Origin of the sequence: Prevotella sp. P5-126 (assembly GCF_002251185.1) — a bacterium.
GTDB lineage: Bacteria > Bacteroidota > Bacteroidia > Bacteroidales > Bacteroidaceae > Prevotella.
On the sequence record NZ_NPIZ01000070.1, the window covers coordinates 14065 to 35149 of the forward strand.

General features: G+C 45.8%; 19 protein-coding genes and 1 tRNA gene. 13 read left to right on the forward strand and 7 right to left on the reverse strand.

The window, feature by feature from the left end; translation table 11 throughout:
* The first annotated feature begins 51 nt into the window (after nucleotides 1-51).
* Both CIK90_RS08170 and CIK90_RS08175 read left to right on the forward strand, forming a co-directional pair.
* Nucleotides 52-1410, forward strand: coding sequence for a regulatory iron-sulfur-containing complex subunit RicT (locus tag CIK90_RS08170; protein ID WP_094464910.1), 1359 nt, complete (start codon nucleotides 52-54; stop codon nucleotides 1408-1410).
* Nucleotides 1403-1867, forward strand: a complete 465-nt coding sequence (locus CIK90_RS08175) for a gliding motility lipoprotein GldH (protein WP_094391244.1) — start codon at nucleotides 1403-1405, stop codon at nucleotides 1865-1867. Before CIK90_RS08170 ends, CIK90_RS08175 begins: the two co-directional genes overlap by 8 nt.
* Before the next feature lie 45 nt (nucleotides 1868-1912).
* Here the strand turns inward: CIK90_RS08175 and rodA are convergent, their stop codons facing one another.
* The 7 genes from rodA to CIK90_RS08210 all read right to left on the reverse strand — a co-directional run bounded on the left by rodA (nucleotide 1913) and on the right by CIK90_RS08210 (nucleotide 8854).
* Nucleotides 1913-3382 carry a rod shape-determining protein RodA gene (gene rodA, locus CIK90_RS08180; RefSeq protein WP_094391243.1) on the reverse strand — a complete coding sequence of 490 codons (1470 nt, stop codon included), beginning with the start codon at nucleotides 3380-3382 and terminating at the stop codon, nucleotides 1913-1915.
* On the reverse strand, nucleotides 3363-5216 hold the full coding sequence (gene mrdA, locus CIK90_RS08185) for a penicillin-binding protein 2 (protein WP_094391242.1): 1854 nt from the start codon (nucleotides 5214-5216) through the stop codon (nucleotides 3363-3365). Before mrdA ends, rodA begins: the two co-directional genes overlap by 20 nt.
* A 3-nt stretch (nucleotides 5217-5219) precedes the next feature.
* Nucleotides 5220-5717, reverse strand: a complete 498-nt coding sequence (gene mreD, locus CIK90_RS08190) for a rod shape-determining protein MreD (RefSeq protein ID WP_094434482.1) — start codon at nucleotides 5715-5717, stop codon at nucleotides 5220-5222.
* A gap of 8 nt (nucleotides 5718-5725) precedes the next feature.
* Nucleotides 5726-6592 (reverse strand): rod shape-determining protein MreC, encoded by an 867-nt coding sequence (gene mreC, locus CIK90_RS08195; RefSeq protein WP_094391240.1) that lies wholly within the window; start codon nucleotides 6590-6592, stop codon nucleotides 5726-5728.
* Nucleotides 6593-6598: 6 nt separating this feature from the next.
* Nucleotides 6599-7621, reverse strand: a complete 1023-nt coding sequence (locus CIK90_RS08200; RefSeq protein WP_094391239.1) for a rod shape-determining protein — start codon at nucleotides 7619-7621, stop codon at nucleotides 6599-6601.
* 34 nt (nucleotides 7622-7655) lie between these two features.
* A complete protein-coding gene (locus CIK90_RS08205) occupies nucleotides 7656-8249 on the reverse strand; it encodes an IMP cyclohydrolase (RefSeq protein WP_094391238.1) in 594 nt (197 codons plus the stop codon).
* Nucleotides 8250-8780: 531 nt separating this feature from the next.
* Nucleotides 8781-8854, reverse strand: a tRNA-Met gene (locus tag CIK90_RS08210).
* Nucleotides 8855-8984: 130 nt separating this feature from the next.
* Here CIK90_RS08210 and CIK90_RS08215 point away from each other — a divergent pair.
* The 11 genes from CIK90_RS08215 (at nucleotide 8985) to CIK90_RS08265 (ending at nucleotide 21065) form a co-directional block, all read left to right on the forward strand.
* A complete protein-coding gene (locus tag CIK90_RS08215) occupies nucleotides 8985-9380 on the forward strand; it encodes an START-like domain-containing protein (protein ID WP_094391237.1) in 396 nt (131 codons plus the stop codon).
* 134 nt (nucleotides 9381-9514) lie between these two features.
* A complete protein-coding gene (locus CIK90_RS08220) occupies nucleotides 9515-11443 on the forward strand; it encodes an LptF/LptG family permease (RefSeq protein ID WP_094391236.1) in 1929 nt (642 codons plus the stop codon).
* A gap of 83 nt (nucleotides 11444-11526) precedes the next feature.
* Nucleotides 11527-12738, forward strand: a complete 1212-nt coding sequence (locus CIK90_RS08225; protein ID WP_094391235.1) for a bifunctional 3,4-dihydroxy-2-butanone-4-phosphate synthase/GTP cyclohydrolase II — start codon at nucleotides 11527-11529, stop codon at nucleotides 12736-12738.
* Nucleotides 12739-12849: 111 nt separating this feature from the next.
* Nucleotides 12850-14043: a pyridoxal phosphate-dependent aminotransferase gene (locus CIK90_RS08230; RefSeq protein WP_094391234.1), complete on the forward strand. Its 1194-nt coding sequence runs from the start codon at nucleotides 12850-12852 to the stop codon at nucleotides 14041-14043.
* Nucleotides 14044-14224: 181 nt separating this feature from the next.
* Nucleotides 14225-15055, forward strand: coding sequence for a MotA/TolQ/ExbB proton channel family protein (locus tag CIK90_RS08235; protein ID WP_094391233.1), 831 nt, complete (start codon nucleotides 14225-14227; stop codon nucleotides 15053-15055).
* Between the two features lie 30 nt (nucleotides 15056-15085).
* Nucleotides 15086-15712: a biopolymer transporter ExbD gene (locus CIK90_RS08240; RefSeq protein WP_094391232.1), complete on the forward strand. Its 627-nt coding sequence runs from the start codon at nucleotides 15086-15088 to the stop codon at nucleotides 15710-15712.
* 3 nt (nucleotides 15713-15715) lie between these two features.
* Nucleotides 15716-16360 carry a biopolymer transporter ExbD gene (locus CIK90_RS08245; protein ID WP_094391231.1) on the forward strand — a complete coding sequence of 215 codons (645 nt, stop codon included), beginning with the start codon at nucleotides 15716-15718 and terminating at the stop codon, nucleotides 16358-16360.
* 33 nt (nucleotides 16361-16393) lie between these two features.
* Complete coding sequence (locus tag CIK90_RS08250) at nucleotides 16394-17218, forward strand: energy transducer TonB (protein WP_094391230.1); 825 nt, start codon at nucleotides 16394-16396, stop codon at nucleotides 17216-17218.
* Between the two features lies 1 nt (nucleotide 17219).
* On the forward strand, nucleotides 17220-18179 hold the full coding sequence (locus CIK90_RS08255) for a PstS family phosphate ABC transporter substrate-binding protein (protein ID WP_094391229.1): 960 nt from the start codon (nucleotides 17220-17222) through the stop codon (nucleotides 18177-18179).
* A gap of 48 nt (nucleotides 18180-18227) precedes the next feature.
* The gene (locus CIK90_RS08260; protein WP_094464912.1) at nucleotides 18228-19655 is read left to right on the forward strand and encodes a lipopolysaccharide assembly protein LapB; all 1428 of its coding nucleotides are present in this window, start codon (nucleotides 18228-18230) and stop codon (nucleotides 19653-19655) included.
* Between the two features lie 294 nt (nucleotides 19656-19949).
* Nucleotides 19950-21065: a DUF418 domain-containing protein gene (locus CIK90_RS08265; protein ID WP_094391227.1), complete on the forward strand. Its 1116-nt coding sequence runs from the start codon at nucleotides 19950-19952 to the stop codon at nucleotides 21063-21065.
* Nucleotides 21066-21085 lie beyond the last annotated feature (20 nt).

Below are 21085 nucleotides of genomic sequence, written 5' to 3' on the forward strand. Positions count from 1 at the left end.
CAAGCAACAATAACAAAAGCATTAGCATACATTCAATACATCATATAAAGCATGGAAAAAGCAAAAGACCTCGAAATAAAAACAGGTTGCACACGCGGACTCTGTCACCAGGCTGTGGGGCGTCAAGACCGACAGTTGAATACCTACGACTGGCTCGCTGACGTACCGGGCAATATCGATACTACCGACTTGGTAGAAGTGCAATTCAAGCACACACGTAAGGGATATTACCACAACGTCAACAAATTGGAGCTTAAGAAAGGCGACGTTGTGGCAGTAGAAGCCAATCCTGGACACGACATCGGCGTGGTAACACTAACAGGAAGACTGGTAAAATTGCAGGTGCAGAAGGCACATCTGAAAAGTGCAGATGACATCAAGCGTATCTACAGAATAGCACGCCCGGTGGACATGGATAAATTTAAAGAAGCCAAAAGCCGCGAACACGCCACCATGATTGAGAGTCGTCAGATAGCCAAAAACCTTGGGTTGAAGATGAAAATCGGTGACGTAGAGTATCAAGGCGACTGCAACAAGGCCATCTTCTACTATATCGCTGACGAGCGAGTAGATTTCAGACAGCTTATCAAAGACCTCGCAGCCACCTTCCACGTACGTATCGAGATGAAACAGATCGGTGCACGACAGGAGGCTGGACGCATCGGTGGAACAGGACCATGCGGCAGAGAACTCTGTTGCGCCACTTGGATGAAGAACTTTGTAAGCGTTGGTACCAGTGCAGCACGCTTCCAAGACATCTCACTCAATCCCCAAAAACTGGCTGGTATGTGCGCCAAACTCAAATGTTGCCTTAACTATGAAGTCGATGACTACGTAGAGGCAAGTAGAAAACTGCCTTCAAAAGACATCGTGTTGATTACTCAGGACGCTGAATATCACCTCTTCAAAACCGATATTTTGGCAGGTCTCGTCACCTACTCGACCGACAAAAACTTGGCAGCAAACTTGGAAACCATCACCGCAGAACGTGCCAAACAAATCATAGAAATGAACCGCAAGGGCGAAAAGCCATTGTCTCTCGTAGAAGGCGAACAGAAGCAAAACGATAAAAGATCGCTCGACCTGGCTACTCAGGAGAACATCAATCGCTTCGATAAGAGCAAGAAAAAGAAGAAAAAACCAGCTAAGAAATCTGCTGACAACAGCGCACTTCGGCAGCAAGACCATGCAGGACAACAACCCAACAACAACCAGCGCCCACAAAACGACAACCGACGCGGGCAAGGTAATGTTCCTAAGCCACAAAGCGAAGGTCCACGCCAGCCTAACGGCGAGCAACGCGGCCCTCGCCCTAACCGCCAACAAGGTAACGGCCAACAGCGCCGCAACAAGCAGCAACAGCCTCAACAGCGCAAGCCAAGAACTCAGGACAACAACGAAAATGCGTAAACTGATACGATACACTATGACCCTATCCACCATATTGTTGGTTGCTGCTTGCAACCTCAATATGGTGTATAGTCATTATGAACATGTACCAACAAAAGGATGGGAACGTAACGACACTATTTCGTTTGATGTTTCTCCCCTTGAAATAAGTGGCAATTATCAGGAAAAAGTAGGATTGCGCATCACCGGAGAATACCCGTTTATGGGACTCACACTCATTGTAGATCAAACAGCAGTAAAATCGGGAAAAAACTATAGAGACACACTCAACTGCAAACTTATAGACCATAACGGTAATGTCAAAGGACAAGGCGTGAGCCATTACCAATACGAGTTCAAACTCGCCACAATACCATTAGAAGCAGAAGACTCACTTCACATCACCATACGGCACGATATGAAGCGTGAAATGCTACCTGGCATTACCGACATTGGGGTCACTCTAATACGCCAATAACCAAACACAGAAGTTGTCTATTTGATTTCAATTAGCATCATATGGTTATGAGCGAATGAGATTTCTTCCGGCATCAAGGCGCAGGAAGATAAATAGTAATATGGTAAATCCCCATAGTGAAGAACCACCATAACTGAAGAACGGAAGTGGAATACCGATAACTGGTGTCAGTCCCAATACCATGCCTACATTGATAAAGACATGGAATAGGAATATGCTCAACACGCAATAACCATAAATACGACCAAATCGAAACGGTTGACGCTCAGCCAATTTTATAAGTCGCAAAACAAGTGCAAGAAACAGCAACAAAACTCCTGCAGATCCCAAGAAACCTTCCTCTTCACCTACAGTACAGAAAATAAAATCGGTATCCTGCTCTGGCACAAACTTCAATTTTGTTTGCGTACCATTCAGAAAGCCCTTGCCTTCAAGTCCACCAGAACCGATGGCTATCTCACTCTGATGCACATTATAGCCAGCACCCTTAAGGTCTTCCTCCAATCCCAATAGCACATTGATACGTGTTCGTTGGTGTGGCTCCATCACATTGTTAAGGATAAAGCTGGCACCATAAAAGAAAAAGACGGAGCCCAAGGTAAAGAGAGCTATGAAATAATAGTTGCGTAAACGTGTGCCCAATGCCTCCCAAACAAGATAACCAACAAGTATGAAGGTCATTATCAACTGGATATAGACAATATCGAAAGGCAAACGTAGCAACATGAGAGAGCAAAGAGTAATGCCAAGACTTATCCATCCAATGCGCCATGCCAATCGTCTGTTATTGCCATAGACCCATACCAAGCCGGCTGTAAACAGTTGGATAAGCAATAACACCACAAACTTTCCGACACTGGTCGGTGAGCCTGCAAGGTAAACGTCTGCATAACGAATGCCTACTACGAAATAGATAACGGCGGCAACACCAGTAAACAGAATAGAACCGGGCATTCCTTCACGATAGAACATCAGAAAGAAAGCAAGATAAACCAATGCTGATCCTGTCTCACGTTGAAGCACGATAAACATCATAGGCAACAGGATGATTGCTAATGTAGCAGCAAAATGTTTCCATTGATGAATGTTGTAACCATAGGTTGACATAAACTTCGACAAAGCCAAAGCCGTGGCAAACTTTGCAAATTCCGCAGGTTGTAAGCGTAGTGGACCTAATACCAACCACGATCGAGAACCTTTAATCTGATGGGGATTGAATATAGTAGCAAAGAGCAACAACAACAATAGCGCATAGATGACATAGGCAAAAGTGTCGTAGAACCTGTCATCGGACATCAATATGACGAAGCCCAACGTAATAGAAGTGCCTATCCAGATAATCTGCATACCCGAACGAGTGCTCAGACTGAAGATGTCTGTGTCACCATAATCATAGCTGGCTCCACATACGCTAATCCAGCCAAACGACAGGAGAGCGATATATATCAATATCGTCCACCAGTCGATGGAACGCAACACACTATTGCCTTGTCTTCTACCTGCCGATGTTGCCATAAGCTATATGTCTATGTTGGAACTCTTCAGCACGCTTCATCGAAGCTTCTGAGAGTTTGCCGTGAATATACTGTTCCATTATCAAGCCACCGATAGGTACACCATATGTGGCTCCCCATCCACCGTTCTCTACATAGACGGCAACGGCAATCTTTGGATTGTCCATTGGGGCGAAACCCATAAATACCGAGTGGTCATGACCTCGGTTCTGTGCCGTACCTGTCTTTCCGCATGCATTAATATCGTAACGTGAGAGCTCACGACATGTTCCACCAACAGCCGATGACCGCATTCCTGCCACTACATAGTCGTAGGCTTGGCGTTTGGCCATGGTATAATGGCGGCGTCTATAGAGTGTGTCAAGAGGTTCGTCTTGTACCTTCCGCACTACATGGGGCACATAGAAGTATCCTCTATTGGCTATTGTAGCACCGAGATTGGCTATTTGTAATGGTGTGGCATTAACCTCACCTTGGCCAATGGATATAGAAATAATAGTCAGTCCGTTCCACGATCCACGATAGGCGTTGTCATAGAAATCTGCATTAGGTATTAGTCCTCGTTTCTCACCTGGCAGGTCGATACCGAGACGGTAGCCAAATCCCATGCTCACCATATAGTCGCGCCAACGGTTCATAGCATTCTGTACAGATCCATATTTACTCTTGGCTCCCATCATATAATAGAGTCCCCAACAGAAGTAGGCATTACAAGATGTGGAGAGTGCAGGAACAAGGCTTAGGGGTGAAGCATGGCCGTGACATCCCACATGAAGTCCTTTGAAGTTGAAGCCATGAGAACAAGGGAATGCGGTATGGGCAGGACTAATAATACCCTCCGAAGCGAAGGTTAGTCCTTGTGTGGTTTTAAAAGTAGAACCTGGCGGATACTGTCCCATAATGCTTCGGTTTAGCAATGGTTTAAGTGGGCTTGCGGTCAAGATTCGATGATTTTTTGAACGTTGACGTCCTACCATGCTTCTTGGATCATAAGATGGCGAAGACACCATGCAGAGCACTTCACCTGTAGAGGGTTCGATGGCAACGATACTTCCTATTTTTCCTTCCATTAGTCGCTCGCCCAAAGCCTGCAAGTCTGCATCAATAGAAAGGGTAAGGTTCTTTCCCGGAACGGGGCGCCTATCGAGTGCGCCATTCTGATAACGTCCTTGTATTCTGCCATGAGCATCGCGAAGCAGGATTTTCATCCCCTTCTCACCTCGCAATTGTTTTTCGTATTTTCTCTCTACTCCCAATTTTCCGATGTAGTCACCTGGGATATAGTAATTGTCTTCTTCAATATCCGATGGCGAAACCTCTGCCACATCTCCAAGTACATGGGCTGCATAAGGATACTGATATTGTCGGATGCTTCGCTTTTGAACATAGAATCCTGGGAAACGAAACATTTTCTCCTGAAAGACAGAGAAGTCCTTGTCTGATAATTGGCTCATGAACATCTGCTGTGTGAACCGACTGTAACCTGGATTTTTTGAGCGGTCTTTAAGATTGTTCATGCGCAAGTCAAACTCCTCTTTAGTAATATTGAGTGCTTTGCAGAGTTCGAGGGTGTCGAGATGGTTTTTCGCTTCGTTGACCACGACCATGACGTCGTATGCGGGTTGATTATAGACGAGCAGTTTTCCATGTCTGTCGGTAATGACACCACGTGATGGATATTCCACCTGTTTGAGGAATGCGTTTGAGTCGGCATTCTTCTTGTAGTCATCACTCATAATCTGCAGAAAGAAGAGGCGTATGATATAGATAACGACGATAAGTATGGCTACTCCGCCGATAACAAAGTGTCTGTAATCGAGTTCGAAATCTTTCATATATTATCCCCTAACGCTCTCGAAAGTCATTATCAGCGCTAAAGTAAATACAGCGCTACCAAATACACACATCATCCATTCCACTATATCAAAATATGAGAATGTTTCAAGCGAGAAGAATACAATACAGTAGGCCAGGACGAGTATGGTGACGTAGTATGCAAACTTAGCTAATCCGATTGTTCGGATGGCTGGTACAAGATCGTCAACAGAATCTCGTGGCACGAAGAGTTGGAAGATATAAGGTTGCAAAGCTCCGATAAGTGTCAGAGCTCCTGCTGCCACCCCGGGAGTGTTGCAGAAGATGTCGATAGCCAATCCAAGCGAGAAACTCCATAAAAGGATTCCCCATTTAGGGTAGTTGCGTGGGAATTTGACCACGAAATAGACATAAAGCAACGGGGTAGCAAATCCGAAGAGATGGATACGCCCGAGTACCATCGCCTGTACCAAGACATAGGCGATGAACAGTCCTGCCCGTTTCAACACATCGATAGACATTTGCCTTTTTATTCCTTCACATTAAGTTTGAGGGAATCGCGTGCAGCCTGAAGCAGCCGTGTGCGTTCCCCGATGGTTTTATCACTAATGACGACAACGTCGCGAATGCAACCGAAGTCGGTAAAGAGTTCCACCTTGACGCGATATGATAGTCCGTCGGCAGAGTTATAGACTGTGCTAACCTTTCCTACGATAACTCCTGGTGGGAAGATGCTGGAGTATCCGTTGGTTTCCACCTTATCTCCTCGATTAAAACGTGCATGTCGGGGAATATCTTCAAGATAGGCTACGTTAGGATCTTTTCCATCCCATCGTAATACGCCGAAATATCCTCTTCCTCGTATGGCGCAACTGATGCGCGAAGTAGTATTGAGTACTGGGATGAGGACGGAATAATGGTCGGAGACGAGATAAGTAATGCCAACAATTCCCTGTCCGCATGCCACACCCATTCCAACCTCGACGCCATCGGCTGCTCCACGGTCGATGGTCATCAGGTTGTCTGGACGGTTGAGCTCATTGGTAACCACCTTGGCCGGTATGAGCTCATAATGGCTGAGCATTTGGAGTTCCTGTCGTTCTGCTGCGGTTGTATCGCCGGTAAGCTCGGCATATAGTTTTCGCAGCTGTGTCACCTGTCTTTCAAGGTAGAAATTGCGCAAGGTAAGGTCTTTATTGACCTTGGTGAGCGAGAAGAACGATTCCACCCTTGCTCTTTCGCTATTGACATGTCCTGCCACGGCGTTGGCTGATGATAGCCATGCGCTACCTTGATAGCTGTTGTATCGGAACAGCAATACAAGGCTGACGATTTCAAGCAATACGAAAAGAAACCAATGATGGTACTTTTGCAGAAACTCCAGCAGGTTTTGCATTTCGTGTTATCGCATCAAGAATGAGAAACGGTTGATATTCTTCAGAGCGACGCCAGCACCTCTTGCTACTGAGTGTAATGGATCTTCTGCTACGTGGAATGGAATATTGATCTTGTCTGTCAGACGACGATCGAGTCCTCGCAACTGTGCTCCACCACCTGAGAGATAGATACCGTTTTTAACGATGTCGGCATACAGTTCAGGTGGAGTGTTCTCAAGTGCTGAGAGTACTGCATTCTCAATCTTGGCGATAGTTTTGTCAATACAATGCGCAATCTCCTGATAGCATACGGGCACTTCCATGGGCAATGCGGTAATGCGGTTAGGTCCATGCACAACATAATCCTCAGGGGCTTCGCTACCAAGATCGGTAAGGGCAGAACCTACGTTGATCTTGATACGCTCTGCCATTCGCTCGCTGACTTTCACATTGTGCTGACGTGCCATATATTCCTGAATATCGGCAGTAAGGTCGTCGCCGGCAGTACGGATGGAGTTGTTGCTGACGATACCGCCGAGTGAGATTACTGCAATTTCGGTAGAGCCACCACCTATATCAACAATCATGTTGCCTTCTGGTGCCTCAACATCAATACCGATACCGATGGCTGCTGCCATGGGTTCGAAAATCAGATATACGTCACGTCCGTCGGCATGTTCTGCTGAGTCGCGAACGGCACGAAGTTCTACTTCGGTGGATCCCGAAGGTACACCGATGACCATACGGAGTGAGGGTGAGAAGAGTCTTGAACCAGTATGCACCATTTTGATAAGTCCGCGCATCATCTGCTCGCAGGCAGAGAAGTCGGCAATCACACCGTCGCGCAAAGGACGGATGGTGCGAATATTCTCATGAGTCTTCTCATACATCATCTTGGCCTCATTGCCTACGGCAATCATCTTGTCGGTGCGGCGATCGAGAGCCACTACGGACGGCTCATCAACAACGATCTTATCATCACTGATAATGATGGTGTTTGCCGTTCCAAGGTCCATGGCTATTTCCTGGACAAAGCTAAAAAATCCCATATTAGTCTGTTTCGTTCGTTAAATTGTAGTATGCTTATTTCTCGAACCACGCATGAATAGCGGTGTCGTAATGGCTGCTGACGCCGAAAGCACGAGTAGCGAACATGCGGCGCTGCTCCTTGGTGGTCTCTGCACCCTGCTTGTTGAGGATGTCGAGCAGCACACTATATTCTGCCTTTGAAGGCACGATAACTACGTCGTTGAAATTCTTGGCTCCTGCACGGATGAGCGAAATACCGCCTATATCAATCTTCTCGATAATATCGGCATCGCTTGCGCCACTGGCTACAGTCTGCTCGAAAGGATAGAGGTCCACAATAACGAGGTCGATCTCGGGTATCTCATATTGTGCCATTTGCTCGCGGTCACCTTCATTGTCGCGACGACCGAGGATTCCACCAAACACTTTAGGATGCAAAGTCTTGACACGTCCGCCAAGAATAGAAGGATAGGTTGTTACATTTTCTACCTTTTCACATGCATAGCCGAGGCTTTCGATAAAGGTCTGTGTACCGCCAGTAGAGAGGAACTTTACGCCCTCTTCGTTGAGTTTTTTAAGCAGTTCTTCGAGTCCATCTTTATGGAACACGGAGATCAGCGCTGTCTTAATTTTCTTTGAATCTGCCATAAAATGATATAACGTTATAATGTTTGTCTAAACCTGCGTTTCTCAAAACGCTCTGCAAAATTACAAAAAAGACGCCACATTGTATCTTGTTTTATGAAAAAAATCGGGTTTTATCGCATTTTACTGATATGGAATAGGTCACGAGCCATTTACATAGACTCCAAAGAGAAGCGATTTACAGTCTGCAAACATATTGCAACCAAGGTTTTTCAAACTGAAGGGCAATCTCTATTTTCATCAATCTATTAGCGCACCGATGCGTTCGGGATGCGTTCGGGATGCGTTCGGGATGCGTTCGGGATTAATCGTCAATAAGCCAACATCGATACTTTCGCAATATGTCCGAAGTAAGTCCCAAGTAAGTCCCAAATAAAGTTCCAAAACTTGCGAACAAGAATGGGAGGACATTAGGAGAAGATTTATCGGGTGAGCCGAAGAAAGGATGACAAGAGCGAGTTGCGCTCACTTAGAATTGAAACAAAAAAACCTTTGCAACCATTACAATTGCAAAGGACAATTTAAATTATTCAGTAGCGGGAGGGGGACCCGAACCCTCGACCTCCGGATTATGAATCCGACGCTCTAACCAGCTGAGCTACCCCGCCATTGGCTGTTAAGCGGGTGCAAAGGTAATACAATCTTTTTAAATACCAAAATTTTTTTCAAAAAAAACATTGCTATTTCAGTGTTTTTTTGTATTTTTGCAACAGAAACAAACCAAAAAACGAAGAAACCATGCATATTCTAAAGAAAGAATACTCCGTTTCCGCAAAATCGCCAAAAATAGTTTGGGACATGATTGGTAATGCAGCAGGCATGCAAAAATGGCTTGCAGACAGCGTGACGGAAGACGGAAACCACTGGACCTTTACCTGGGGAAAGCCCTGGACTGAACGCGACACAAAAGTCTCAGAAGTATTGGAAATCGTCAAGCCCTGTTATATCCGACTAAAATGGGACTATCAGGAAGTAGACCCACAGGCATACTGGGAAATACGCATCGAACAGAGCGAATTGACCGGACACATCAATCTTGTCATTACCGACTATGCCGACGACGAGGACATCGACGACCTCAGCAACCTATGGGACGACAACATGGAGCGCCTGCACCGTGTCAGCGGACTATAGTCGCACACCCTTCACGACGACCATAAAACCATGGCCATACATTATATATGCGCCTGAAACGATAAAAAAAACGAAATTATTGCCGTGCTCTGACATTTTTATAGTAATTTTGCAGTCTGAAAGCACATTCATGAATGTTTCGAATTAAGAAATTAGACATATTTATCGCTAAGCAGTTTGGACTGCTATTCGTAGGAACCTTCTTCATCTGCCAGTTCGTGCTGATGATGCAGTTCTTATGGCGATACGTGGACGAACTGATCGGAAAAGGACTGTCGCTCGATATTCTGGCACAGTTTTTCTGGTATATGGGACTGATGCTCATGCCTCAGGCCTTCCCTCTTGCCATTCTTCTAAGTTCACTCATTGCCTTCGGCAACCTCGGTGAGAGCTCAGAACTTACCGCCATCAAAGCTGCCGGAATCTCACTCATACAGTCCATGCGGTCACTCATCGCCATTGTCTGCTGCATCAGTTGCATTTCGTTCTATTTCCAAGAAGTAGTGGGACCAGAGTCGTTCGTGTCATTCCGACAACTGCTCATGTCGATGAAGCAGAAAAACCCCGAAGTGGAAATCCCAGAAGGAATCTTCTATGATGGCGTAAGCGGTTCAAATATCTACGTTCAGAAAAAAGACCTCAACACAGGAAAACTCTACGGACTCATGATATTCCGCATCAACGGAGGCTACGACGACCATGCCATCATCCTGGCAGACTCAGGCACCATGCAATCCACCGCAGAGAAGAAACACATTCTGCTGACACTCTACAGCGGCGAATGGTTTGAAAACATGAGACAACAAGACATTGCCGGCCCTGCCAATGTGCCCTACCGACGAGAGACATTCTCCAAGAAGCGCATCCTACTCGACTTCGACGGCGACTTCAATATGGCTGACGCAGGAGGCATAGCCACCGACGCACGCTCAAAAGGCATGCGCCAGATACTCCACGACTTAGACTCCATTAGGGAATTCAACGATTCGGTAGGACACGCAGTCTTTCACGAAGCACAAAACAACTACCTGCGACTGCCTTCGTTCAACAAGAAAGACTCTCTCAAAGTCATGGCAGACATCAGTAAAGGACAACTCAATTTCGACTCAGCCTTCACAAAGCTACCGGTTGACGTCAAACAGAGTGTCATCAAGCGAGCTGCCGACAATGCACAAATGGCAGCAATAGACCTCGATTTCAAAGCCGACTATTCTACTTATCTCAACCGAAACGAAAGATTGCACGAGATAGAAGCCATCAACAAGATCACACTATCACTATCGTGCCTCATATTCTTCTTTATCGGAGCACCGCTCGGAGCCATCATCCGCAAGGGTGGACTGGGAATACCGGTAATCATATCAGTCATCGTGTTCATCATATACTTCATACTCGAGAACACAGGAATGAAAATGGCACGTGACGACAACTGGACAGTATGGTTCGGAAAACTCATGGGAACAGCAATCCTCACCCCCATCGCAGTATTCTTCACCTACAAGGCCAACAACGACTCGGTAGTATTCAATATCGACCTCTACAAATCAATTCTCATGCGCATACTCGGCCTGAGATCCAAACGACACATCAGCAGTAAGGAGGTCATCATCGAAGATCCATCCTACATCAACGATGCACAGCTGTTATTACACATCAACAACGAAATACAACAGTATAACACCGAACACAGGCTGCTGCGCCTACCCAACCCTATCAAGGTATTTTTCCGTCCAGGCAACGACCAGAACATCGAGCGCATCAACGAAATGCAGGAAAACATCATACGAGATTTGATGAACACACGAGACCGTGCCATCATTACCTACCTCAACAGATTCCCCATCGTTGCAACCCATGCACACACTCGGCCCTTCCGGCGCAAATGGCTCAACGCCATCACGGGAATATTCTTACCAACAGGCATCATATTCTACCTCCGCATGTGCCAGTTCAGGTTCCGATTGTATAAAGACCTCACGGCCATCACAACAAACAACGAACTCATTGTCAAACGAATAGCCGAAATAACAGGTACAGACTATAATAGTCTGAAAAAAACCTAGACAATCACGACAAAACAGGAATTCAATAACCATAAGAAACATAATATTTATATATAAATAAGGTATAAAAAGAAAATTACAATATGGAGAAACTCAAAGTAAATACCGTAGAGGAAGCCATTCACGACTTCCGCGAAGGCAAATTCGTCATCGTTGTAGATGATGAAGACCGCGAGAACGAGGGCGACCTCATCTGTGCAGCAGAGAAAATCACTCCAGAAATGGTGAACTTCATGCTGAAATACGCACGTGGCGTACTCTGCGCACCTGTCACCATCAGCCGTAGCATCGAACTCGACCTGCCACACCAAGTACAGGACAACACCTCGCTGCTCGGCACTCCATTCACCGTCACCATCGACAAGATCGAAGGATGCTCGACTGGCGTGTCTGCACATGACCGCGCTGCCACCATTAAGGCATTAGCCGACCCCAACGCCACACCACAGACTTTTGGACGCCCCGGACATGTCAACCCACTCTATGCACAAGACAACGGAGTACTTCGCAGATGCGGACACACCGAAGCCGCCATCGACCTTTGTCACATGGCAGGACTCTATCCCGCCGGAGCACTCATGGAAATCATGAACGACGATGGTACCATGGCTCGTCTGCCAGAGCTTATAGCATTTGCCAGAAAGCATGATTTGAAGGTTATCACCATCAAAGACATGATAGCCTACCGCCTGCAAAAAGAATCTATCATCGAAGTAGGCGAAGAGGTAGATATGCCCACCGAATACGGACATTTCCGACTCATCCCATTCCGCCAAAACAGCAATGGACTGGAACACATGGCACTCATCAAAGGCGAATGGAAAGAAGACGAACCTGTACTCGTACGCGTACACTCATCATGCATGACTGGCGATATCCTCGGTTCCATGCGATGCGACTGTGGAGAACAACTTCACAAAGCCATGCAAGCCATTGAAAAAGAAGGCAAAGGCGTGGTAATCTATATGCAGCAAGAAGGTCGCGGTATCGGACTGATGAACAAGATTGCAGCCTACAAACTGCAAGAAGAAGGCCTCGACACAGTAGATGCCAACCTACACCTTGGCTTCAAAGCCGACGAGCGAGATTATGGCTGTGGCGCACAGATGCTCCGCCACCTCGGCGTACGCAAGATGCGACTGCTCACCAACAACCCCGTAAAACGCGTCGGTCTTGAAGGTTACGGACTGGAAATCGTTGAAAATGTCCCCATTGAAGTAACTCCAAACAAGTTCAACAGACATTATCTTGAAACGAAGAAAAACCGCATGGGACACACCCTGCACCTCAAATAATAACCAATTCATTGTATTTTAATACGAAAAAGGTAAAAATCAACTAATTTCTTTCGTAAAAAAGAAATAATTGACTAATTTTGCAAACAATTCTACTTATACAAAAATAACATGGCACAACTATCAGACCGACTCCAACGGTTGGCTCCTTCTGCAACACTCGCAATGTCGCAGAAGAGCTCAGAGATGAAAGCGCAAGGCATCGACGTTATAAACATGAGCGTCGGAGAACCTGACTTCAACACACCGGACCACATCAAAGAGGCCGCAAAAAAAGCTATCGACGACAATTACTCCAGATACTCACCAGTACCTGGATACGCTGATTTGCGCAAGGCCATCGTAGAAAAACTCAAAAACGAAAACGGACTTGACTATACCGTCAACGAGGTACTTGTATCAAACGGTGCCAAGCAGAGCGTCTGCAACACCGTCATGGCACTTGTCAATCCCGGCGACGAAGTCATCATACCTGCCCCATATTGGGTAAGCTATCCGCAGATGGTAAAATTGGCAGGAGGCACACCTGTCATCGTAGAAGCTGGATTCGAGCAAAACTTCAAGATGACTCCCGAACAACTTGAAGCTGCCATCACCCCCAAGACACGCTTGCTCATCCTCTGCTCACCAAGCAATCCAACAGGTAGCGTATATACCAAGGAAGAACTTGCAGGACTTGCAGAAGTTATCAAACGTCACGATGACCTCTTCGTATTAGCAGACGAAATCTACGAGCACATCAACTACGTAGGACACCACGAGAGCATCGCCCAGTTCCCCGGCATGAAAGAGCGCAGCATCATCGTCAACGGAGTATCAAAAGCATACGCTATGACAGGTTGGCGCATCGGTTACATCGCCGCACCCGAATGGATTGTCAAAGGTTGCAACAAGTTGCAAGGACAATACACCAGCGGTCCATGCTCCGTAAGTCAGAAAGCAGCAGAGTTCGCATACACACAAAGTCAGGAATGCGTAGAGCAGATGCGTCAGGCCTTTGAACGCCGCCGCAACCTTATTGTCAAGCTCGCGCAAGACATACCAGGACTCGAAGTCAACGTACCGCAAGGTGCATTCTATCTCTTCCCCAAATGCAGCAGCTTCTATGGAAAGAGTTACGAAAGCACCACCATCAACAACTCCAGCGACCTCGCCCTCTTCCTCCTCGAAAAAGGTCACGTGGCAACCGTTGGCGGTGACGCATTCGGTGATCCAGACTGCTTCCGCATGAGCTATGCAACAAGCGACGAAAATATCATCGAAGCCATGCGCAGAATCAAGGAGACATTAGCCCTGCTGAAATAAAAAAAAGAATTATTAACTAGTTAAAAGTTCTTAATTATAACAATTGTACGGCGCAAATGATTATCTTTGCTTTCAGTTATAGAGGCAAAACTGCTTTTTTACGACTGTCTAGAAACCGCAAAGTACGCTAAATCAGAAAGATATATAACTTTATTTAATAACTAAAATTACATTCAAAATTATGGCAACTACAAAAAAAGCAGCCCCCGCCAAGAAGGGCCAGGGCTTTCAGGGAGTAAAAGGAGCATTCTGGATTATCGCTGTCTGCTTCGTTCTCGCAGTATGTTTCTTCAAGTACTTCCTCGGTAATGCAGATCACATCAACCCTGCAAACGGTGAAGTTATCGACGGTAACATGTGGGGTACCATCTACAAAGGTGGTGTCGTTGTACCTGTGATCCTTACCCTGCTGTTCTCAGTAATCGCTCTGTCTATCGAGCGTGGTCTGGCTCTGAACACCGCTTTTGGTAAGGGCAAACTCCCTAAGTTCGTGGCTAACATCAAGGCTGCTCTTAACGCTAATGATTTCGTAAAGGCTCAGGAGCTCTGCGACAAGCAGCGCGGTTCTGTTGCTAACGTAGTAGGTGCTTCTCTCCGTGCTTACAAGGAGATGGAAGCTGTTTCTGGTATCAAGAAGGCTCAGAAAGTAGCTAAGATCCAGCAGGCTCACGAAGAGGCTACTCAGCTGGAGATGCCTACTCTGACCATGAACATGCCTATCATCGCTACTATCGTTACCCTCGGTACTCTGACCGCTCTGTTCGGAACCGTTGTAGGTATGATCCGTTCATTCGCCGCTCTGGCCGCTGGTGGTGGTGCTGACTCACAGGCTCTGTCACTCGGTATTTCTGAGGCCCTGGTTAATACCGCATCTGGTATTTTGACCTCTTGGGTAGCTGTTGTAGCTTACAACTACTACACCAACAAGATTGACAAGTTGACATTCGCCCTCGACGAGGTTGGTTACTCAATTGCTCAGACTTACGAAGCAAACCACACAGAAGAGGCTTAATTTTTGCTAACCCTTTAAAATTTTATCACTATGGGTAAAGTAAAAATTAAGAAAAGCGACGTCTGGATAGACATGACCCCAATGTCTGACGTGATGGTGCTTTTGCTGACGTTCTTCATGATGACATCTACATTCGTGAAGAATGAACCAGTAAAGGTCAACACACCACAGTCAGCCGCTAAGGTCAAGGTTCCAGAGAACAATGTTCTGAACATCACCATCAACCCTCAGGGTAAGGTGTTCATGAGCATGGACAATGTGAACTATCTGAAGACAACGCTGTTGGATATGACCGACAAGTTCGGTGTAAACCTCAGCCCTGCCCTTCAGCAGAAGTTCTTGGAAGAGACACAGTTTGGTGTACCCATGAACGAGTTGGAACAGTATCTCTCACTGCCTCAGAGCAAGTTGGCTGAGACACTGGCCACCAAAGGTATTCCCACCGACAGTATCGCCAATGGTGACGGTACAAAAGGCATGAGTGAATTCCAGTTGTGGGTAAGAACTGCGCTCGACGCAGGTGAAGACATGAAGATCTGCATCAATGCAGACTCAAAGACACCTTATAAGGTTGTTAAGACAGTCATGTCAGAACTGCGCTCTATGGATGAGAACCGTTATCAGTTGATTACATCGTTTAAAGAAGCGGAGGAGTAAAGAATGGCAAAGCAAAAAGCAAGTAAACAGAAGAAAGTCAATGTACGCGTCGATTTCACGCCGATGGTGGACATGATGATGCTTCTTATCACGTTCTTCATGCTCTGTACGTCTTTGAGCAAGCCGCAGGCCATGCAGCTGACCATGCCAAGTAACGACAAGAACATCAGCGATGCGGATAAGAACGCAACCAAAGAGTCACACACCATTACTTTTTATCTTGGTGGCGACAACAAAATCTACTACATCAAGGGTATTCCCAAGTATGACGATCCAACCTGCATGAAGGAAACTACATGGGGTAAAGATGGTATCCGTAAGATCATTACCGAGCATCGTACAGAGGAAGGTATCATTCCTGTAGCAAAGATTCGCCTGGCAAAACTTGAGTTGGACAAGAAGAAGAAGGAGACAGAAATGCCCGATTCTACTTACAACAATGAGTTGTCAAAGATTCGTAACGGTGAACTGCTCAATGGCGAGAAAGTTCCTACACTGACCATTATTATCAAGCCGACCGATGCGTCAAGCTACGAGAACATGGTCACTGCACTGGATGAGATGCAGATTTGCAGTATCGGTAAGTACGTCATCGACGAGATTAGCCCCGACGACATGAAGCTTCTCAAAGCTAAGGGTATCAAGTAAATGACATTAAGTAACATCTAAAAGCAAGAAACTATGTCTAAAATAGATTTGATTGACAATGGATGGGTTGACCTTGTCTTCGAAGGAAGAAACAAGGAATACGGTGCTTACAAGCTGCGCAAGAACACAGGATCACGTAACGTGTATTCAATTATCATCATGGTGATCCTGGCTGCTGCCATCGGTCTTATCGTAGGTGTCAACGCCATCATTGAAGCAAACAGCAAGGAAGAGATTTCAGCAGATGTCGAGCTCTCACAGATTGCCAAGAAAGAGGTAAAAGTTGAGAAGAAAGCACCTGTGAAGATCGAGGAAGCCAAACCTGTTGAAAAAGTAAAGAGTTCGGTAAAATTCGTTCCTCCAGTCATCAAGAAGGACTCCGAAGTAAAGCCTGATGAAGAGTTGAAGTCACAGGATGACCTCAACAAGACTAAGACTGCTATCGGTTCTTTCGACGTGAAAGGTAATGACGATGCTGCCGGTGAGGTGCTGAAAGCTAAAGAGGTTATCGCACAGCCAGAGCCTCCAAAGGAAGAAGTAGCCAAGGTGTTCGACGTTGTTGAACAGATGCCTTCTTACCCTGGTGGTCAGTCTGCCCTGTTCGAGTATCTGAACAAGAGCATCAAGTATCCAGTAGTAGCTGAGGAAAACGGCATTCAGGGTCGTGTAATCGTATCGTTCATCGTTGAGCGCGACGGTTCTATCACGGACGTGAAAGTTGTGAAGTCAGTTGACTCTTCACTCGACAAGGAAGCCAAGCGCGTTGTGCAGAGCATGCCACGCTGGATTCCTGGTAAGCAGAATGGTTCGGCTGTACGTGTAAAGTACACCCTTCCTGTAACCTTCAGACTTCAGTAATATGAGAAGAAACACATTCAACATTTTCGTTGGATTAGCACTAATTATTTTCGGACTTGCTGCCTGCAAAGACAGCAAGCCGAAAAAATTTCGTGCAGATACTATATCATCAGGGGCGATTAGTTTCGCCTCTGATAATAGTTTCGCACCCATTATCGATGAAGAGGTAGAGATGTTCAACAACGACCATCCTAAAGCCAAGCTTACTGCCATCTATACAAATGAGCAAGATGCCGTAAAAATGCTGATGGAAGAAAAGATATTTCTCGCCATTACCTCTCGTCAATACACCAAAAACGAGTTTAACACACTCAAAAACTTAGGATACAAGTCGATGAAGTCTGCTCCCATTGCTTACGATGGTTTGGCACTAATCATCAACAGATCCAATCCCGACACCTGTATCACCGTCAAGGATATAGCCCGCATACTCCGTGGTGAAGCCAAGAAGTGGAGTGATATCTATCCTGGTTCGAAGCAAGGCGATATAGAAGTGGTATTCGACCATCCGAAATCCAGCACCGTTCGCTATTGTCAGGATTCCATATTGGGAGGCAAGCCCATCAACAGTCCTAATATTCAGGCTGTAGAGAAATCTGCCGAAGTCATCAACTATGTGGAAAGCACCAAGAATGCCATTGGCATCATCGGTTCAAACTGGTTGAACGACAAACGTGACACGACCAACGTCACCTTTAAGAAGAATATCCGTGTGATGTCTGTCAGCCGTATGGAGACAGCCACCCCAGAAAATAGCTACAAGCCCTATCAATACTACATCTATGATGACAGCTATCCATTGATACGTACCATATATTGCTTGCTGAATGATTCCTATCGCGGTCTGCCTTTCGGTTTCAGCAATTATATCGCATCGCCCAAGGGTCAGCTTATCATCTACCACTCGTCAATTCTGCCTGCTTATGGCAACATGACAACACGTAGTGTGATAGTGAAATAACGAGAAGAAACAAATTTATGTCTAACTAACATAATAAAAAAAGAGATTATGAAGACAATTAAATACCTAATGATGGGTGCGCTGATGATAGGATTCAGCACACAGGCCAACGCCCAGGATGGCACCGCAGCCGACGTAGCTGCAGTAAAACAGATGATTAGTAGCAAACCTGCCGACTTCGACAAGCAGATGAAGAACTACTATAAGAAGAACAAAAAGAACGTTGCCAACCTGTTGGCTTTCGCCAAGGCATTCTATGCAGCCAAGGATACAGCTAATGCTCGGACTTTTGCTAACTACACTCTCGCAGCCAGCAAGAACAAGAATGCGGAGGCATTCATCATGCTGGGTGATATTCAGGCATTGGGTGACAATGGTGGTGAAGCAGCCTCTTACTACACACAGGCTCGCTATGCTGATCCTAAGAACCCTGAGGCTTATTTCAAGTATGCCAACGTATATCGCAAGATCAGTCCCTCTGAGGCAATCAGCGTACTTGAGGAGCTCCGCGCACAGCGTCCTGATGTAGCTGTTGATGCTATTGCAGGTCGTATCTACTATCTCGCCAACGATTTCGAGAAGGCTCTTGAATACTACAATAAGGCGGATATGACGAAGATGGAGGATAGCGACTTGAGCGACTATGCCATGTCTGCATTCTTCAAACAGCAGAATCAGAAGAGTCTTGAGATTGCTCAATATGGTCTGACCCGCAAGCCACGTAGCGCTGCTTTCAACCGTCTGGCATTCTTCAACAGTACAGACCTTAAGGAATATGATCAGGCTCTGAAATATGCAGACGCCCTCTTCAACCAGTCAGACTCAGCAAAGTTCTCTTACTTCGACTACACTTACTATGGCAATGCCTACAACGGTGCTAAGCAGAGTGACAAAGCCATTGAGATGTACGAGAAGGCGCTTGCCCAGCCCGACATGGACAACAAGGATAAGCGTGCTGGTATCATTGAACAGATTACCGAGGCATATCTCAACAAAGATGACTTCGACAACGCCATCAAATACCACAAGGAGTACATTGCAACTTTAGAGAAACCAACAGCCAACGATTTGGCAAAACTCGGTCAGCTTCACACCCAGAAAGCAGGAACCTTGGAAGGTGATGCTCAGAAAGAAGAACTGAAGAACGCTGATGTAGCATATGAAGACTTGCAGAACCGCTATGAGAATGCCATCGAATATGCAACGTTCATGCGTGCACGTGTAAACTCATATCAAGACCCCGACCAGAAGCTGGGTCTCGCACTTCCCTTCTATCAGAAGTTGGAAGAGATGATTGCACCTAAAGAGACAAAAGACAAGGCAGACAATGCCCGTCTGATCGAGGCATATCGCTATATGATCTCTTACTACTATGTAGCTAAGGACGATAAGGCAAAAGCAACAGAATTTGCACACAAGCTGTTGAAAATCGATCCAGAAAACGATATTGCCAAACAAGTACTTGGTGTTAAATAAGCAACCCCAATTTTTCAAGGACTAAACTGGGAGGAAGGGCCAATCGCAAGATGGTTCTTCCTTTTTTTCGAGACATTCCAACTATTTATGATAGAAGACGTAGTGCAAATAGCACGCCGTTATGCATAGGGTATCACAAGAAAATTTAAATTATGAATATCATTAGTTTGATAACATCAATTACTAAGATGCGGTATATCTGAAAAAGTTTTCATCTAACGGAATAAGACGAGCGAGCTATTGTGCAATTCACTTTTTATGCCTACTTTTGCACCATCAACAATACACATCGTTATGTACAAGACAAAAGGAATACCCAATACCCGTATTGACGTGGCTGACGCCTTACGCGGAATAGCCGTGGCAGGTATTATCATCTATCATGCTGTGGAGCATTTCAACATCTTCACGTCACAGCCCATTTCAAACACATTGCCAATCGACCAACAGGTTGCCGACACATTGGCATGGCTACTATCTGGTAAGATGTATGGTATCTTTGCCATGCTTTTCGGTTTGAGTTTCTTCATCATGAACGACAACCAGCAACAAAAGCATCAGTCGTTCGACTGGCGTTTCTCGTGGCGTATGTCCCTCCTACTCTGTTTTGGCATCGTCAATGTAGCCTTCTATGATGGTGACATTCTCATCATTTATGCACTCATTGGCTTATTACTCATCCCCATCAGCCATCTATCATCGCGCTGGGTATGGACTATCATTATCTTCCTAGCGCTTCAACCGATAGAACTCATGTGCCTATTGTCAGGATATGAAATAGACCCTACTCACCTTTGGGAGATGTTTGGGACAATGAGTGAAGTACACCAATATGGCAGTTTTTGGCACAATACGCTCATCAATTTGAAGTTGGGTTTCCCTACCGACGTATTCTTTTTCGTCTATACAGGCCGGTTGACACAAATACTCTGCCTATTCATCCTCGGCATGCAGTTGGGCAGACATCGGTTGTTCTACAACGAAGGTCAACACCTGTATTATTGGTATCAGGTGCTGATTGTTTCCGTTGGGATTACTGTGTTGATGAGTCTGACACCGTTTGGTTCATTGGAAAAATGGCTATCTCCTATCTACAATCTCGTTATCCTGTCAAGCATCGTCTCTACCATAGTCACCCTCTGGTATGCATATCCAAGATTTCAACGCGTAATGCATCATCTCTGTCTGTTTGGTCGCATGAGCCTGACCAACTATTTGCTGCAATCCATTATAGGTACCATTATTTTCTGTGGTTATGGATTTGGATACTACCACAAAGTAGGAACCACTTATGCAGCACTTATCGGCATCGTTATGGTCATCGTTCAATATTTATTCTGTCAATATTGGTTCAGGCATCATAGCCGAGGACCTTTAGAAGAGTTATGGAAACGACTGACTTGGCTGTAAGAGTCTGCCATGGTCTAACA

What these genes read in the sequence shown, in the direction of transcription:
- mrdA (WP_094391242.1), bottom strand. Translation starts at nt 5,216, where the DNA reads ATGAAAGATTTCGAACTCGATTACAGACACTTTGTTATCGGCGGAGTA.
- CIK90_RS08200 (WP_094391239.1), bottom strand. Translation starts at nt 7,621, where the DNA reads ATGGGATTTTTTAGCTTTGTCCAGGAAATAGCCATGGACCTTGGAACG.
- CIK90_RS08225 (WP_094391235.1), top strand. Translation starts at nt 11,527, where the DNA reads ATGGAGAAACTCAAAGTAAATACCGTAGAGGAAGCCATTCACGACTTC.
- CIK90_RS08240 (WP_094391232.1), top strand. Translation starts at nt 15,086, where the DNA reads ATGGGTAAAGTAAAAATTAAGAAAAGCGACGTCTGGATAGACATGACC.
- CIK90_RS08250 (WP_094391230.1), top strand. Translation starts at nt 16,394, where the DNA reads ATGTCTAAAATAGATTTGATTGACAATGGATGGGTTGACCTTGTCTTC.
- CIK90_RS08265 (WP_094391227.1), top strand. Translation starts at nt 19,950, where the DNA reads ATGTACAAGACAAAAGGAATACCCAATACCCGTATTGACGTGGCTGAC.
- mreD (WP_094434482.1), bottom strand. Translation starts at nt 5,717, where the DNA reads ATGTCTATCGATGTGTTGAAACGGGCAGGACTGTTCATCGCCTATGTC.
- CIK90_RS08215 (WP_094391237.1), top strand. Translation starts at nt 8,985, where the DNA reads ATGCATATTCTAAAGAAAGAATACTCCGTTTCCGCAAAATCGCCAAAA.
- CIK90_RS08255 (WP_094391229.1), top strand. Translation starts at nt 17,220, where the DNA reads ATGAGAAGAAACACATTCAACATTTTCGTTGGATTAGCACTAATTATT.
- CIK90_RS08175 (WP_094391244.1), top strand. Translation starts at nt 1,403, where the DNA reads ATGCGTAAACTGATACGATACACTATGACCCTATCCACCATATTGTTG.
- rodA (WP_094391243.1), bottom strand. Translation starts at nt 3,382, where the DNA reads ATGGCAACATCGGCAGGTAGAAGACAAGGCAATAGTGTGTTGCGTTCC.
- CIK90_RS08220 (WP_094391236.1), top strand. Translation starts at nt 9,515, where the DNA reads ATGTTTCGAATTAAGAAATTAGACATATTTATCGCTAAGCAGTTTGGA.
- CIK90_RS08260 (WP_094464912.1), top strand. Translation starts at nt 18,228, where the DNA reads ATGAAGACAATTAAATACCTAATGATGGGTGCGCTGATGATAGGATTC.
- CIK90_RS08205 (WP_094391238.1), bottom strand. Translation starts at nt 8,249, where the DNA reads ATGGCAGATTCAAAGAAAATTAAGACAGCGCTGATCTCCGTGTTCCAT.
- mreC (WP_094391240.1), bottom strand. Translation starts at nt 6,592, where the DNA reads ATGCAAAACCTGCTGGAGTTTCTGCAAAAGTACCATCATTGGTTTCTT.
- CIK90_RS08230 (WP_094391234.1), top strand. Translation starts at nt 12,850, where the DNA reads ATGGCACAACTATCAGACCGACTCCAACGGTTGGCTCCTTCTGCAACA.
- CIK90_RS08235 (WP_094391233.1), top strand. Translation starts at nt 14,225, where the DNA reads ATGGCAACTACAAAAAAAGCAGCCCCCGCCAAGAAGGGCCAGGGCTTT.
- CIK90_RS08170 (WP_094464910.1), top strand. Translation starts at nt 52, where the DNA reads ATGGAAAAAGCAAAAGACCTCGAAATAAAAACAGGTTGCACACGCGGA.
- CIK90_RS08245 (WP_094391231.1), top strand. Translation starts at nt 15,716, where the DNA reads ATGGCAAAGCAAAAAGCAAGTAAACAGAAGAAAGTCAATGTACGCGTC.